We start from the raw sequence: 14,028 nt of genomic DNA, 5'->3' as shown, positions 1-14,028 counted from the left end.
TCAGAGGCCATCTCGCCCTGCGTGTCCTGCCGAGCCCATGGTCACGAATGAATTACAGTTGAGCGCGGCGCAAAGTCGCGAGCCGGCGCGATAAGGAGGTCAATGTGCGAGAGCTTCGAGTGATCGGACTTGAACCCGATGGATCGCATGTGGTGTGCGCAGATGCTGAAACCGGCCAGAAATTCCGGCTTCCCGCCGATGACAAACTTCGTGCAGCTTCCCGCGGAGACGTGGCTCGACTCGGCCAGATTGAGATCGAAATGGAAAGCCAACTCCGTCCCCGCGAAATCCAGGCCCGCATCCGTTCCGGTGCTTCCGTAGAACAGGTCGCCGAAGAAGCGAAGATTCCCATCAGCAAGGTCGAGCGCTTTGCGTATCCCGTTCTGCTCGAGCGCTCTCGCGCCGCAGAAATGGCGCAGGGCGGTCACCCGGTTCGCGACAACGGTCCGACGGTTCCCACACTCTCCGAAATCGTGACTCACGCATTCCGTGCTCGTGGCCACAGCATCGACGAGGCCACCTGGGATGCCTGGCGCGACGAGGACAATCAGTGGGTTGCGCAGTTGCAGTGGCAGGCCGGCCGCACCACCAACGCCGCGCACTGGCGTTACCAGCCCGATGCACACGGCGGAACGATCGTTGCGCTCGACGACGCAGCATTCGACTTGATCGATCCTGACTTCGGTCGCCCTCTCCGCGGGCTGGTACCGGTGGCCTCGAACGAGCCGGAACAGCTCGAACTGTCCCGATTCGACGTCGAACCGGTGGCGGAAATCGAGCCGACGGTGGTTCCCGAACGGACTGTGGTTGCCGAACGGACTGTGGTTCCCGAACGGATCGTGGCGCCCGAGCCGATTGCCGAACCGGAAACCGTCGTCGCCGAAGAGGTTCCCGAACCTGCGCCGGATGTGACGCCGAAAACCGCGCCGCAACAGACGCAGACAAAGGACAAGCGCGGAAGGCCTGCTCTGCCCTCGTGGGATGACGTTCTTCTCGGGGTCCGCAGCAGCGGTCGCTGACCCGAAGGAAAGTATTCTTCTTTCGAGCGAGGCTGAGGAGAGAGGGCTGCCGGTGGCTGCACGGGTATCGACAATCTGGTTTCTGGGCGGCGCAGACGCTCGCACCGAATTGAGCAAGTACCCGCAGCCGGATCAGACAGAGGCGCTGAAAATCGCCATGTCGTTGTATCCGGACAAGGAGTTCGAATCCCTCGGGCCCCAGCCGCTGTCGATGGCCGCGACGGTGAGCCCCGGCTACGTCTTCATCGGCGCGTACAACCGGGTGAGCGTCGTATGCAGCGCCGAACTCAGCACCTTCGTCCCCTCGAAACTGCCTGAGTCCTGGCACCTTTCGGCCGAGGGTGGGTCGACGCTGCTGATCAGCTCCGTCCCCGAAACCGCGCAGGGCTCGTTTGCACTGTGGGAGGACGGCGAGCTACGACGCTCGTTCAGTGCCATCCCGATAGACATCGTCGAAAATGTGGGGATCCCGCAGACCTGGGAACGGGAATTCTGGGCCGGCGATCATCCTCTGCGCTATCCGCCCGGGATCCTGCCCGATCCGCAGTCATTGCCGTTCCACCCGCAACAGTTCGCGGAGTCCGCCAATCTCGAGTGGCTGGGATTCCGATACACCGGCGCTCCGCGAGAACACGAACTCGATACGACGCAGATTCTCCTGTGGGGCTTCAAGATTCACCGTCCCGGCGAGGCGCCTAAACCTGCGCCACCAGCTCCCGTGCCGGTACACGAGCCGGCGCCAACCGAGGTGCCCGTGCACGAGAACATGCCGCCGATCCGCGAAGCGCCGGCAGCCAAGCCGCGCAGCCGCCTCGCCCGGTACTTCGGATTCAAGTAGCGCGGTACGCCTTCACAGGTTCATGCGGCTATCGCTGCGATCCACCCGAGCGGAACGCCGACAACTGCGCCGAAGACCACCCATCGCCAGACAGGAATCGCTCGCCAGCGCCACACGGTCGGCGCAAGTCCGCCTACCGCAATGAGATTGACGACAATCGCCAGGAGCACGTTCACGTTGCCCAGTGCGACGCAGAACGCCGCGACGGCACTGGTCGAGAGCATCGCGGCGAATACCGACACCGCGATTCCGGTGAACCAGGGTGTGCGGTCCTGAGTCACCGGCCGGTCCTGACACGTTCGTAGAAGGCCATCGCCGCTGCGGTCGCGACGTTGAGCGAATCGGTGCCTGGTGCCATCGGTATCTTGGCGCGAATGTCGGTGGCGCGCATCGCATGTTCGGTCAGTCCTGGCCCCTCGGCGCCCAGCAGTAGCGCCACCTTCTCCCCGGTCATCGCTTCGGCCAAAGTGACCGCTTCCGGATTCGGAGTCAAGGAAATGAGCTGAAAACCGTTGCCACGCAGCTCCTCGAGGTCGTACGGCCATTTCGCCACGTGCGCGAAGGGCACTCGCAGCACGTGTCCCATCGACACGCGGACCGAGCGCCGGTACAACGGGTCGGCACAACCCTTCCCGAACAGAACGGCGTCGACGCCGAGCCCCGCAGCGTTACGGAACATCGAGCCGAGGTTCTCGTGATCGTTGACGCCTTCGAGGATCGCTACCGTCTTCGCATCCCTCAACACGTCCGAGACCGCGAGCGGTGCCGGACGTGATGCTGCAGCGAGGACGCCACGGTTCAGGTGGAATCCGACGACCTCGGCCATCACTTCGGCGCTCGTACGGTAGAACGGCACGTCCACACCGTCGAGATCGTCAGCCAACTCCACGAGCCGTCGTTCGACGCCGAGGAGACTGATCGGCTCGAACCGCGAGGTCAGCAGCCGCTGAGTGACGAACACTCCCTCGGCGATAACCAACCCCTTGCCCTCCGGCAGGTCGGGGCGTCGATCCGAGGAGTTGAGATCGCGAAAGTCATCCAGCCGAGAGTCGGCGGGATCTGAGATGTCGATGACGTGAACCACGGGTCTATCGTGCCGTACGCACCGCGAGCCCCCACCACTACTCCCGACCTAGCGCAACAGCGTGACAAAATGCGCGTCGAGCACCTGGCTGATCACCTCCGGATTGGTTCGCTCGGGATTGTCGACGCCGTGCGACGCGAGCCCGTCGGCGAGCGCATGCAATCTCATCGCCTCGATGTCGACCGAGGCACCCGGCCGTAGAAAACCCGCTCGATGCGCCGCTTCCACGAACGAACGAAAGTGCTCGAACAAGGTCCGGTCTGTCTCGTCACGCACCGCCGTCAACGCCGGATCGGTCTGGGCGGCAGCAGCAAAGGCCTCCCAAACCTGCATTTCTTCACGCCGATCTTCGTCGAGGGGCACGAACTGATCGGTGAACTGGCGGATCGCGCGGCGGATGTCGGGATCGAAGTCGATGCCGGCAATCCTCTTCTCCACCCGAACGGTCACGAGCGTCATCGCGAACAGCAAGAGTTCGGACTGCGTGGTGAAGAAGTGACGCAGCGAGCCCGTCGACATCTTCGCCTCGTCCGCGACGGCTCGGACGCTGGCGCTCGCGACACCGTCGCGTCGAATCACACGCCAGACAGCCTCGGCGATCTCTTCTCGTCGCTCGTCGGGACTGATTCGTTTCACCACTTCACAAAACTAACACAACTGTGCTAGTTTTCCTCCACTAATACAGTCGTACTAGAAATGAGCTGATGTCATGATCGTCCACCTGATCATCGCGTGCGAAATCATGTTCTGGGTGTTCATCGCCGCCGGTCTCGCCGCCCGCTATCTCCTGCGCCGCGAGACGCTGGGCGCCGCGCTGCTCATCTGCGCTCCCCTGGTCGACGTGGTCCTGCTCGTCGCCACGGCCCTCGATCTTCGCGGCGGTGGCGAGGCGAACTTCACCCACGGCCTTGCCGCGGCCTACATCGGCTTTTCCGTCGCGTTCGGACACAGCCTCATCTCCTGGGCCGACACCAGGTTCGCCTACCGATTCGCCGGCGGCCCAGCGCCCGTGGCACCGCCCAAGTACGGGAGCGCGCGGGCCCTGCGCGAATGGCGCGAGTTCGGCAAAGCCGCGATCGCCTGGGCCATCGCGTGCGGGCTTCTCGCCGCCGCCATCTACCTCGTCGACGACCCCGCCCGTACGGGAGCCCTCGACGGATGGATCAGCAAGCTCACTGTGGTGCTGGGAATCTGGGGAGCAATCGCGTTGAGCTACACGGTATTTCCCAAGCGAGAGAAGGTCATGGCGCGCGGCTAGCCTCGACTGCCTGTTCGGTCGCATCGCACACGATCACCGGACGCAGGACGAAAACCGGCAGCCTGCCACCGTCTTCCGGCCTCGCGAGCCGAAGCTTCAGCCCTTCGCTACGCAGCAGGTACACCCCGGCCACAGTGCCCGAGACCAGCGAGATCACTCCGCCCACGATCAGGGGCGCGCGAGGATCCACGGAGTCGGCGAGCCAGCCCAGCAACGGGCTTCCCAGCGGTGTGCCACCGAGGAAACTGAGCATGTAGATGCCCATTACCCGCCCGCGCATCTCGGAGGGTACCGACATCTGCAGGATGTTCATTGCAGACGTCGTGAACGTCAATGTCAGTGCGCCCGTGGGAATCAGCATCAGTGCCACCAACGCGTAGGTGGGCATCAACCCGACCGCGACCTCGAACACACCGAAAGCCACGGCGGCACCGAGGAACGTACGCAGTCGCGGTGCTTCCTTCCGTCTCGCGGCATACGCAGCGCCCGCAAGGGTTCCCACGGCGAGCGTCGTGGACAGGAGTCCGTAGCCGTCGGCCTCGAGACCGAACGTGTTACGCGCCATCACCGCAAGGCTGATCGCGAAGTTCAGACCGAACGTCGAGACCATGAAGACGGACACCATGATCACCCGAAGGTCCTTGCGGCCCCACACATATCGGAACCCGTCGCGCACCTGGCCCTTGGTACGCGGAGCGGGTTCGGACGGGATCAACTCCTTCTTGTTCATGAGGTAGAGCGCGATGAGCACCCCTCCGAACGTCGCGACGTTGAGCAGGAACACCCACCCGGTACCGATCAGGTTGATCAGAACACCCGAGATGGCCGGGCCGACGATGCGGGCCGTGTTGAACGTCATGGAGTTGAGCGCGATGGCGTTGGACAGGTGCTCCTTGCCCACCATTTCGATAGTGAACGACTGACGCACCGGTGCGTCGAGCGCCGAGACACAACCGAGCGCAAAGGCAATCAGGAAGACGTGCCATAACGCGACCAGTCCGCCGACGTCCAACACACCCAGTACCAGCGCACAGGCCGCACTCGCCCACTGCGTGAAGATCAGGATCCGACGCTTGTCGTACCGATCGGCCAGCACACCGCCCCATACCGAGAGGAACAGCGTCGGGCCGAACTGCAAGGCCATGACGATGCCCACCGCCAACGCGTTGCCGTCCGAGAGCGTCAGTACCAGCCAGTCCTGGGCGATACGTTGCATCCACGTGCCGACCAGAGAAACGATCTGTCCGGAAGCCCAAAGGCGGTAGTTACGGTTGTGGAGCGCGGCAAACATGCCGGAATCGGGGTCTCGGGGCACCACACCATCTTGCCCCTCGAGTAATTCGTTTGGGCAACGACCTATGGCATGGCGGAGCTACTCCGTCTTGTTGACCATCTCCGTGATGATCTCGACAGCCCCGCGCAGCGTCGCGAGTTCTTCGCCACCCAACCCCGCCAACTGCTCGTTCATCCACGCTTCACGCGCGTGGGTCTCGTCCGCGAGCAACGCCTGCCCGGCGTCGGAGAGGTTGACGATGATCTGACGACCGTCCGTGGGATGCGGCGAACGCTCGACCAAACCGAGCTCGGCGAGAGAAGCAACAACCCGCGTCATCGACGGCGGCTGCACTTTCTCACGTGCTGCGAGTACGCCAGGAGTCATCGGGCCGTACTGATCCAGGCTCGCCAAAGCGGACAGTTGCGTCAGCGATACCTGAGCGTCGACTCTGCGGCCGCGCAGATGCCTGGTGAGACGCACTACAGCCAGGGAAAGATCGCTGGCCAGCGCACGAGTTTCGGTGGTCACGCGTCAGACAATACGTCAAGAGCTGGCCGGTAGCTCACGTAATCGAATACCGGTCAACCCCGATTTCACGTAAGGGCGTCGGTAATGGGTCCGACAGTGAAGTAGGCCACAAAAAGTGCCGCCACGATCCACAGCAACGGGTGGATTTTCTTGATACCACCGCTGGCAGCGTGCAGGACCACCCACGAAATGAAGCCGACGCCGATGCCATTGGCGATCGAGTAGGTGAACGGCATGACGATCATGGTCAGGAACGCCGGGAGTGCCACCGAGAACTTCGTGAAATCGATGTCTCGGACCTGTCCGATCATCAATGCACCGACGACGACGAGGGCAGGCGCAGCTGCCTCGATCGGCACGACGGAGTACAGCGGCGTCAGGAACATCGCGACCAGGAAGAGCAGACCAGTGACCACGTTTGCCAGGCCCGTGCGGGCGCCTTCGGCGATACCCGACGCGGATTCCACGAACACGGTGTTCGACGACGCCGAAGCGCCACCGCCGACGATCGCACCCGCACCTTCGACGACCAACGCGCGACCGACGTTGGGGAGGTTTCCGTCCTTGTCGGTCAGGCCGGCTTCCTTACCGAGACCTGTCATCGTGCCCATGGCGTCGAAGAAATTCGCGAGCACGAGGGTGAAGACCAGCAGGCTGGCGGCCAGAACACCGATACGGGTGAACGCTCCGAAGATGCTGACGTCGCCGACCAAGCTCAGGTCGGGCATACCGCCGAGCATGTCCGGGATGGCGGGGATGCTGAGGTTCCAGCCCTTGGGGTTGGTGCCGAGTGAGGGTCCGACGTCGGCAACGGCTTCGATGACGGCGGCGAGGATCGTCGTGACGACGATGCCGATCAGCAGTCCACCACGAACCTTGCGCACGACCAGAACACCCATGAGCAGCACACCGAAGATGAACACCACGGTCGGCCACGAAGCGATGGAGCCGTTGATTCCGAGTCCGACGGGGACCGTCGTACCGGCGGCGTCGGGGATGCGGCGGACGAATCCGGCGTCGACGAGTCCGATGAAGGCGATGAACATGCCGATACCGGCTGCGATCGCGGACTTCAGCGCTGCGGGGATCGCGTTGAACACCGCCGTTCGGAAGCCGGTGAGCGCCAACAGAACGATGATCACACCGTCGATGACCACCAGACCCATCGCCTCGGGCCAGGTGACCTGAGGTGCGATGGTGACTGCGAGGAGGCTGTTGATGCCGAGACCCGCGGCGATGGCAAACGGATAGTTGGCGACGACACCGAAGACGATGCTCATCAGGCCGGCCACCAGAGCGGTGACTGCAGCCACCTGGTTGACCGGAAGGATATTGCCGAGAACGTCGGTCTTCGCCGCAGCGTCTTCGGCCGAGAAACTGCCGAGGATGAGGGGGTTGAGGACCACGATGTAGGCCATCGCCACGAAGGTGACGACACCGCCGCGAATCTCGGTCGAGATCGTCGACCCTCGTTCGCTGATCTTGAAATAGGTGTCGAGGATCTTGCCGGGTGCCGCCATGTTTGTTCTTTCCCCATCGCTGTAGGTCGCCGTGTGCCGGCGCACATGAAGCCGGTCGCACTAGGGAGAGTAGGCCACCGGGGTACGGGTAGCGTTAATTTTGTGACGGAGACTCGCAACACAACTGGCCTGATCGGCAAATTGTCCGCACCCGCGCCGGCACTGATCATCGGCACCGCGTTGTGGGTGATCGCCACGATCGTGGTCGCGGTGAGCGGCGACCGTTGGTCGGATGCACTCCCGATTTGTTACGCGGGTATCGGAGTCGGCTTCCTCGGCTTCGCTCTGTTCTCGATTCAACGGCGCGCAGCTGTGCGCGGCGACAAGGGCGCGCAACAGGGCGCCGGTCTGGTCGACTGAGCGGGTCGAATTAACCATTCAGTATGGTAAGCCTACCCTGCACTGTAGTGCGGATCCCGGCTTGCCGCCGCTGAAAGGAAACACGTCACCGTGAAGATCTCCATCCGAAATCGTTGGAAAAGCCGCGACCTCAGGAAAAGTCGAGGACATCGGACGAGACTGACGTCCGTTGCCCTGGTCGCACTGGTCGGCACAGCACTCGTCTCCTGCGGATCGGGCGACGACGACACGACAAATAGTTCGTCGACTTCCGGAGGCGGCGCCTTCCCCGTCACGATCGATCACGCCTTCGGCAGCACCACGATCGATTCCGAACCACAGCGGATCGTCACCGTCGGCTACAACGACGAGCAAGCCCTGTTGGCCTTGGGCATCAAGCCCGTCGGCATGGTCAATCAGTACCCGGGTGAGCCGGACGTCAACCGCACGTGGCCGTGGGTGACCGGACCTTGGGGCGGAACCGAACCGACCGTCGTCGGCAGCAATCCCGAGACCACGATCAGCGTCGAAAAGATCGCCGCGCTCGAGCCGGACCTGATCCTCGGGCTCTACTCGAGCATCGACAAAGACCTGTACAGCACACTTTCCGCGATCGCCCCCACCGTCGCGAAGGATCCGGCCTACGGCGACTACGCAACCCCGTGGCAGATCACGACGAAGACCGCGGCAAAGGCAGTGGGCCGCGAAGCCGACGGCGAGAAGTTGGTCGCCGACATCGACAAGCAGTTCGCCGACGCGAGAAGCGCTCACCCCGAATTCGCGGATCAGACCGCGGTGATCATCAGCGTCGACACGACTCCGGAGTTCTACGCCTTCTCCTCCGAGGATGCCCGCGGACGAGTTCTCGGCAGCCTCGGATTCAAACCTGCTCCCGCGGTCGAGGCGTTGATGAACGGCGAGTTCTACGCTCCGATCTCCACCGAACGACTCGATCTCCTCGATGTGGACCGTCTCGTGGTCATCGGCAATCCCGATGCCGCCCAGGCGGTCCGGAGCAATCTCGGCTTCCAACAACTCGACGTGGTCAAGAACAACCGCGTCGTCTACGTCAACGACGATCAGGCCCCGCAGGTCGGCGCTGCCCTGACCGCAAGCTCAGCGCTGAGCTTGCCTTGGGCTACAAGCGAACTACTCGCCGAGCTTACGAAGTAACCGGCGTCCGGCGCGCCTTGATCTGCGCAGTTCCCCAGATCCACACTCCGGCCCACATCATCCCGAACGCCCAACCTGCCAGAACGTCGGTCATCCAGTGGGCAGCCAGGTAGACGCGGGAGAATCCGACGGCGATCGTGTACAGGCCGAGGCTCGCGAGCATTGCCAACTTCGCGAGCCTCGGCAAGGCAAGCCGAAGAATCACGGCGGCAACCGAAGTCGCGAGGATCGCGCTCATCATCGCGTGGCCCGACGGGAACGAATACGAGTCGATTTCGATCAAACGCTCCGGAACGGGTGGGCGGGTCCGGGTGAAGATGCGCTTCAATCCGCTCATCACGAGCAGGCCGGTCAACATCGACCCGGCGATCAACAGAGCTTCGGTGCGCAGTCCTCGGACCAGAAGCACGATCGTCAGCAGCGTCGCGATCAGCCACGACGCGAGTGTTCCGCCGCTGTCGGTGATGACGTCGACCACGTCCACGAGCCACGCCGTCCGCTGACTCACCGCGCTGTCGAGCACCCACTGATCAAAAGACATCTGGCCTCACATTCCTTGCGGCAGAGTCCACGTGCGCATCACGTGATGAACGCCGTCCGAGTCCACCCACCACGGCACGGTCACTGTCGCCTCCACTGCTCCTGTCAGTTCCACCGACAGTTCGTGATGGATCACTACCTCGCCGACGGGAACCTCACGGCCGAGGGCTGCGAAGCCGAGAACTGCCTGTGGTTCGTTCGCCCAAGTCGTGACGAAGCCGGTGCTGCTCACTCGTCCGTGAACGGATGCAGAAGCCGCCGCGATGTCGAGGAGATCCGCCAGTGCGTCGGCCGTCTCGAAGCTGCCGAGCACCACTCGTTGCGCAGGTAGTGCTGCTCCGAGCCACGGCCGGTCGAGAACAAGAGCGTCGCCGGGATCGACCAGATCGCCGGAAAGGCCGCGCACGAACGGTGGCAGGCGCAGTTCCTCGAGGTCGAGAACCCGTCGCTGCGCTGCCTCACCCAGTAGTCTGTGCGCCCGCGCGACGACGGCGGAGGCCGGCATCCGTAGTGGGTCGGCAAGCCGATCGAGCAGCAGCTGAGCCAGTTCCGGATCGTCGACGGTATCCGATGCCAGCAGTCCGGAAAAGAATCCGGCGTCGGGGTGTTCGGCAGCATCGAGCAATCCCTCGAAAGTGCGATCGCCCGGAGCGCGCAGCAGTCCCAGAACCTCCCCGCCCAGTTCGGCATTCGATCGCAACCACCACGCCGTGTATCCGCGGCGATCGACGAGCAGCGCCCGCGTTGCCGGCGATTCGACCAGCAACGACAACGCTTGAGCCCAGCGGTCTTCGTCCACGAGATCGAGGTCGCGCACGGCTTCGATGTATTCGGGATCCTCGTCGAGGGTGTCCCACCATGCGTCTTCGGCGTCGAGATCGTGGTCCGGGCCGGACGGCAATTCCTCACGGACCACCGTGAAGCCCCACCCGACACCGACTACCCGAAGTGCCTGCTCCCCCACCTGCTGCACGAAATCAGCGTCGACGATGCCGAAGGGAGAATCCTCGACCAGGACACCCGCGAGGGGAGCCCCCGGAAGCAGAAGCTGGTCGGCGGAACGCAATTCGCCCTCCGAATCAGGAAGCAGCACTTCACCGATCCACGACGGTAGTGCCCCTGGCGCCACGTGGGCAGCCAAGCCGAGCACCACCTGCGCCAAGTCCGTCACTACCGAATCATCCTGATCCGCAGCATCTTCGATCAATGCTCGTAGCGCCGGGTCGGACAGCAGGTCGGTGGCACTCGCGGTCTGCGCTCCCAATCGAGACAGCAACGGGTGAGCCGCAACGGGATGAACCAACCTCGTCCACTGCACCGACGGTGCGTCTTCGCCCAGTTCGACACCGACGACGACGGTCCGCGGACCGGTCACGATCCGTCCGTCGGAGAGCGGAACGGGCAGCGTTCCAAGCTCTTCCACCGCAAGGGTGTCGATCACCAAGGGCTCGAGAGCCGAATAGAGCCTATTCCACCAACTCGGTTCACGTTCGAGGCCGCTGAGCAGTTCCGCGATGCGCGCGAGTCCGATGCGGTGCGTCGACACCGCCGCAAGTGCTCGCTCGTTCTTGGGGCCGGAGAGTTCGGGGACAACCAGTCCGCCGATGATGTCGGTGAGCAACTCGGCGAGTTCGTCAGTGAGCCCGGGAACCACGGACGCTCGCTGCGGCGCCCGGTCGGGTTCACCGACCACCGGAAGCCACTCGTTCTCCTGCAACTCCTTCAGAAGCGCTTCGCGCAGAAGCGAATCCGTTTCACTTCGAGCGAAGGCGGGAATCGGAACGAGCGCCGTGCGCTGCCGGGGCGGCAGTGCGGCAAGGAACTTCGCGTATCCCTCGGCGAGCGGAGCGATCGGTGCAGCGGGCATGATGCGTCGCCGATCGGGCTGCATCGCTATGTCGGCAATGATGATCGCGGGGATCGACAGTTCCTCGTCGGATCGCGTCGGCGCCCGCAGGACGTCGTCGGACACCGGCTCGACGACCCCGTCGCGGACCGGCACCAACCATCGTGCGTTCGTCGCCGAGTACTGCCACCACGTGCGATCTCCGATCGCTATCTCCACGAGACCGGATTCCAGCACTCGTTCCGAACGCTGAAAAGTCTTCTCGCCCAGACGAATAGATCCGAGGGCCGGAAGTTCGAGCAGCAAGTCGACGGCCTCGCGCGTCATCTGCGCGAGCAACGCAGCGGCATCGACATCCGGCCGCAGTGTCAGCACCACTTCCGAATCGGCACCGACGCCGGGCAATTCGACCGCGGGCCACACCAAACGGAGTACGGGAACTCCGGTTTCCGGCACCGGAAGTTCGTGAGACTCGATCTCGCGCAGGGTTTGCGAGGCAGAGAACCGAACCGATCCCGTCGACGAGCGCAGTTCCACCTCGTCACTGACCGAGAGAACTGCCGAGAATCCGACGCCGAACCGACCTGTGACGCCTTCGTCGGCGTCGACCTTGTTCGACGCTCGCAGCGCCGTGAGCGCGTGCACGCCGGATTCGTCCAGCGGACGGCCCGTGTTCGCCACGGTCAGCGTCTGATCGTCCAGGTCCACCCACAAAGAGCCTGCGATGCCCTCGCGTGCAGCCGCATCGGCAGCGTTCTGCGCCAACTCGGTGAGCAGACGGTCGCGGTACCCGGCCTTCGCGAGATCGGATTCAGCAGCCGCGTCTTCACGCAATCGCGTCGGAGATTCCGACCACGCGCGCAGCGTCGCCGCCCTGAGTGCGTCCGTGCCGAACGGATCTTCTACTCGGTGGATACCGAATCCTCAACTGCAACAACGCTCGACGGGCGAGCAGGCACCGCGATCAGCTCGACTGCCCCGTCGTCGAATGCGTCGAACTGCGGCGAACCCGCACCGAGCGGCAAGCTGGTGTCCGAGTGCGCGCCACAACCGTAGGACACGCTGACCACTCGGCCGTCTGCGGAGAGTTCGTTGCCGCACACGCCGAACGCTGCATGCAGCGAACCGGCGAGCGGCAGGAAGAACCCACACAGCCCACACGTCGACGGCGCGGCCTTCGCCATTTCCGACTCCGGGCCGAAGTCACCGTCGAACCAACGCTGCGCGGCATCGAGTCGGCCCTCGAGGCTCATGACCTGTTTGCGGCCGAGCCCGATTTCGAGAGCTACCTCGTCGACTTCTGGGTCACCGGTGGCGACGTAGCCGGGAACGAGACGAGGATCCTCGGCCGGCGGAGCCAACAGGTCACCGACGGAGAGATCGCCGGGGCGAATCCGCTGATCCCATGGCAGCCATTCCGGCGCAACCAACGCGTCGGGACCTGGCAACAGCGCCAACTCACTGACCGTGGCGTGGGTGTCCTCCGGTCCGGCAGCGACGACAACCGCCCACTGCCAACCGCGGTATCCCGGAATGTCTGCTGCAAATCGATGGGTGGCGGCAAATTCGTCCTCCGACGTCACGCCGAGGTATGCCCCCACACCGCCTTCATGCAGGTCGACGACTGCCGTTCGGGCAAGCTCGACCGCATCGGCCAGTACTGGGCGCGGCACTGCACGCTCTGGAGAAGTAGCAACACTCACTCCTCCAGTTTGCCGCACCACCGCAAGTCCGCAACGCACTGGGCTGCCATGCTGGGCAGATGAGTAGGTCACACGCCAATTCCGTGCGCAGTTTCGCAGCGGTCGCCGTGATCGCGTCGGCGCTGGCGGGGTGCTCCGATTCCCCCAGCCCTCCCGACAACCTCACGACCGAAACCGGCTCCGTCGAGATCGTTCGAGTGTCCGCGCACGACCCCGACGCGTTCACGCAAGGCCTCGAGATCGACGGAAATCGTCTCTACGAAAGTACCGGGCGCGTCGGCCGGTCCTGGGTCCGCTCGAGTGAGATCTCGGACGAGCAGGCACCCGCTTCGGGACCGGAGGTTGCACGTGTCGATCTCGACCCGCCGTTGTTCGGTGAAGGCATCACGATCGCCGGAGACACGCTGTGGCAACTCACCTGGAAAGACGGCGTTGCCATCGCTCGTGACAAGGACACCTTGATCGAACGAGGGCGGTTCCCACTCGACACCGAGGGATGGGGAATCTGTTCGCTCGGGGATCGGCTGGTCTCGAGCGACGGTTCGGCCACGTTGACCTTCCGCGATCCCGAAACCTTCGCGGCGATCTCCACGATCGACGTCACCAGGTCTTCGGAGTCCGTGGGCAAACTGAACGAACTGGAATGCGCCGAAGACGGCTCCGTCTACGCCAATGTCTGGACCACGGACACCGTCGTCAGAATCGACCCGTCGGGCGGCAGTGTCACGAACGTGTACGACGCGTCGCCGCTCCGCGAAGAACTCGTCACGGACGGATCGACCAGCACCGTCGACGTTCTCAACGGCATCGCGCAGATTCCCGGTACCGATCGATTCCTGCTCACCGGCAAGTATTGGCCGCAGATGTTCGAAGTCCGTTTTGTTAACTGAGTCCGACATGACAC

15 protein-coding genes are annotated in these 14,028 nt (G+C 63.7%); 6 read left to right on the top strand and 9 right to left on the bottom strand.

What is annotated here, in order from left to right; translation table 11 throughout:
* The first annotated feature begins 104 nt into the window (after window positions 1–104).
* Together sepH and ACFQ6H_RS06050 are read left to right on the top strand one after the other, a co-directional pair.
* A complete protein-coding gene (sepH, locus tag ACFQ6H_RS06055; protein WP_378644689.1) occupies window positions 105–1,019 on the top strand; it encodes a septation protein SepH in 915 nt (304 codons plus the stop codon).
* Between the two features lie 52 nt (window positions 1,020–1,071).
* Window positions 1,072–1,857 carry a DUF6928 family protein gene (locus tag ACFQ6H_RS06050; protein ID WP_378644687.1) on the top strand — a complete coding sequence of 262 codons (786 nt, stop codon included), beginning with the start codon at window positions 1,072–1,074 and terminating at the stop codon, window positions 1,855–1,857.
* 20 nt (window positions 1,858–1,877) lie between these two features.
* Here the strand turns inward: ACFQ6H_RS06050 and ACFQ6H_RS06045 are convergent, their stop codons facing one another.
* The 3 genes from ACFQ6H_RS06045 to ACFQ6H_RS06035 are packed head-to-tail and all read right to left on the bottom strand — an operon-like array spanning window position 1,878 to window position 3,580.
* Window positions 1,878–2,138, bottom strand: coding sequence for a DUF2537 domain-containing protein (locus ACFQ6H_RS06045; protein ID WP_378532292.1), 261 nt, complete (start codon window positions 2,136–2,138; stop codon window positions 1,878–1,880).
* Window positions 2,135–2,941, bottom strand: a complete 807-nt coding sequence (locus ACFQ6H_RS06040) for a TrmH family RNA methyltransferase (protein WP_378532289.1) — start codon at window positions 2,939–2,941, stop codon at window positions 2,135–2,137. Before ACFQ6H_RS06040 ends, ACFQ6H_RS06045 begins: the two co-directional genes overlap by 4 nt.
* A 48-nt stretch (window positions 2,942–2,989) precedes the next feature.
* Window positions 2,990–3,580: a TetR/AcrR family transcriptional regulator gene (locus ACFQ6H_RS06035; protein ID WP_378532287.1), complete on the bottom strand. Its 591-nt coding sequence runs from the start codon at window positions 3,578–3,580 to the stop codon at window positions 2,990–2,992.
* 70 nt (window positions 3,581–3,650) lie between these two features.
* Between ACFQ6H_RS06035 and ACFQ6H_RS06030 the strand changes: the two genes are divergently transcribed.
* Window positions 3,651–4,199 carry a hypothetical protein gene (locus tag ACFQ6H_RS06030; RefSeq protein ID WP_378644683.1) on the top strand — a complete coding sequence of 183 codons (549 nt, stop codon included), beginning with the start codon at window positions 3,651–3,653 and terminating at the stop codon, window positions 4,197–4,199.
* Here ACFQ6H_RS06030 and ACFQ6H_RS06025 read toward each other — a convergent pair.
* The 3 genes from ACFQ6H_RS06025 to ACFQ6H_RS06015 form a co-directional block, all read right to left on the bottom strand.
* Window positions 4,183–5,490, bottom strand: a complete 1,308-nt coding sequence (locus ACFQ6H_RS06025) for an MFS transporter (protein WP_378532768.1) — start codon at window positions 5,488–5,490, stop codon at window positions 4,183–4,185. The genes ACFQ6H_RS06030 and ACFQ6H_RS06025 overlap by 17 nt on opposite strands.
* 81 nt (window positions 5,491–5,571) lie before the next feature.
* Window positions 5,572–6,003, bottom strand: a complete 432-nt coding sequence (locus ACFQ6H_RS06020; RefSeq protein WP_003939901.1) for a MarR family winged helix-turn-helix transcriptional regulator — start codon at window positions 6,001–6,003, stop codon at window positions 5,572–5,574.
* 65 nt (window positions 6,004–6,068) lie between these two features.
* Window positions 6,069–7,523, bottom strand: a complete 1,455-nt coding sequence (locus ACFQ6H_RS06015) for an NCS2 family permease (RefSeq protein ID WP_378446242.1) — start codon at window positions 7,521–7,523, stop codon at window positions 6,069–6,071.
* A 102-nt stretch (window positions 7,524–7,625) separates the two neighbouring features.
* Here ACFQ6H_RS06015 and ACFQ6H_RS06010 point away from each other — a divergent pair, with 102 nt between their 5' ends.
* Window positions 7,626–7,883 (top strand): DUF2530 domain-containing protein, encoded by a 258-nt coding sequence (locus ACFQ6H_RS06010; protein ID WP_007733492.1) that lies wholly within the window; start codon window positions 7,626–7,628, stop codon window positions 7,881–7,883.
* Between the two features lie 90 nt (window positions 7,884–7,973).
* Entirely contained in the window at window positions 7,974–9,035 is a 1,062-nt protein-coding gene (locus tag ACFQ6H_RS06005) for an iron-siderophore ABC transporter substrate-binding protein (protein ID WP_378532283.1), read from the top strand.
* Here the strand turns inward: ACFQ6H_RS06005 and ACFQ6H_RS06000 are convergent.
* The 3 genes from ACFQ6H_RS06000 to ACFQ6H_RS05990 form a co-directional block, all read right to left on the bottom strand.
* Window positions 9,025–9,576 (bottom strand): phosphatase PAP2 family protein, encoded by a 552-nt coding sequence (locus ACFQ6H_RS06000; protein WP_378631629.1) that lies wholly within the window; start codon window positions 9,574–9,576, stop codon window positions 9,025–9,027. The genes ACFQ6H_RS06005 and ACFQ6H_RS06000 overlap by 11 nt on opposite strands.
* 6 nt (window positions 9,577–9,582) lie before the next feature.
* On the bottom strand, window positions 9,583–12,255 hold the full coding sequence (locus ACFQ6H_RS05995) for a sacsin N-terminal ATP-binding-like domain-containing protein (RefSeq protein WP_378644681.1): 2,673 nt from the start codon (window positions 12,253–12,255) through the stop codon (window positions 9,583–9,585).
* 68 nt (window positions 12,256–12,323) lie between these two features.
* Window positions 12,324–13,145 (bottom strand): DUF3027 domain-containing protein, encoded by an 822-nt coding sequence (locus tag ACFQ6H_RS05990; RefSeq protein ID WP_230814746.1) that lies wholly within the window; start codon window positions 13,143–13,145, stop codon window positions 12,324–12,326.
* Window positions 13,146–13,183: 38 nt separating this feature from the next.
* Here ACFQ6H_RS05990 and ACFQ6H_RS05985 point away from each other — a divergent pair, with 38 nt between their 5' ends.
* Window positions 13,184–14,014 (top strand): glutaminyl-peptide cyclotransferase, encoded by an 831-nt coding sequence (locus ACFQ6H_RS05985; RefSeq protein ID WP_378644679.1) that lies wholly within the window; start codon window positions 13,184–13,186, stop codon window positions 14,012–14,014.
* Window positions 14,015–14,028: the final 14 nt, after the last annotated feature.

The organism is Rhodococcus sp. NPDC056506 (genome assembly GCF_042794945.1).
Classification (GTDB): Bacteria; Actinomycetota; Actinomycetes; order Mycobacteriales; family Mycobacteriaceae; genus Rhodococcus_F.
Note: the sequence above shows the minus strand (reverse complement) of the source record. Positions and strands in the feature narration are given on the sequence as shown.

Excerpts from the sequence above, each read along its gene's own strand:
- ACFQ6H_RS06030 (WP_378644683.1), top strand. The coding sequence starts at position 3,651 with ATGATCGTCCACCTGATCATCGCGTGCGAAATCATGTTCTGGGTGTTC.
- ACFQ6H_RS06025 (WP_378532768.1), bottom strand. The coding sequence starts at position 5,490 with ATGTTTGCCGCGCTCCACAACCGTAACTACCGCCTTTGGGCTTCCGGA.
- ACFQ6H_RS06015 (WP_378446242.1), bottom strand. The coding sequence starts at position 7,523 with ATGGCGGCACCCGGCAAGATCCTCGACACCTATTTCAAGATCAGCGAA.
- ACFQ6H_RS06000 (WP_378631629.1), bottom strand. The coding sequence starts at position 9,576 with ATGTCTTTTGATCAGTGGGTGCTCGACAGCGCGGTGAGTCAGCGGACG.
- ACFQ6H_RS05985 (WP_378644679.1), top strand. The coding sequence starts at position 13,184 with ATGAGTAGGTCACACGCCAATTCCGTGCGCAGTTTCGCAGCGGTCGCC.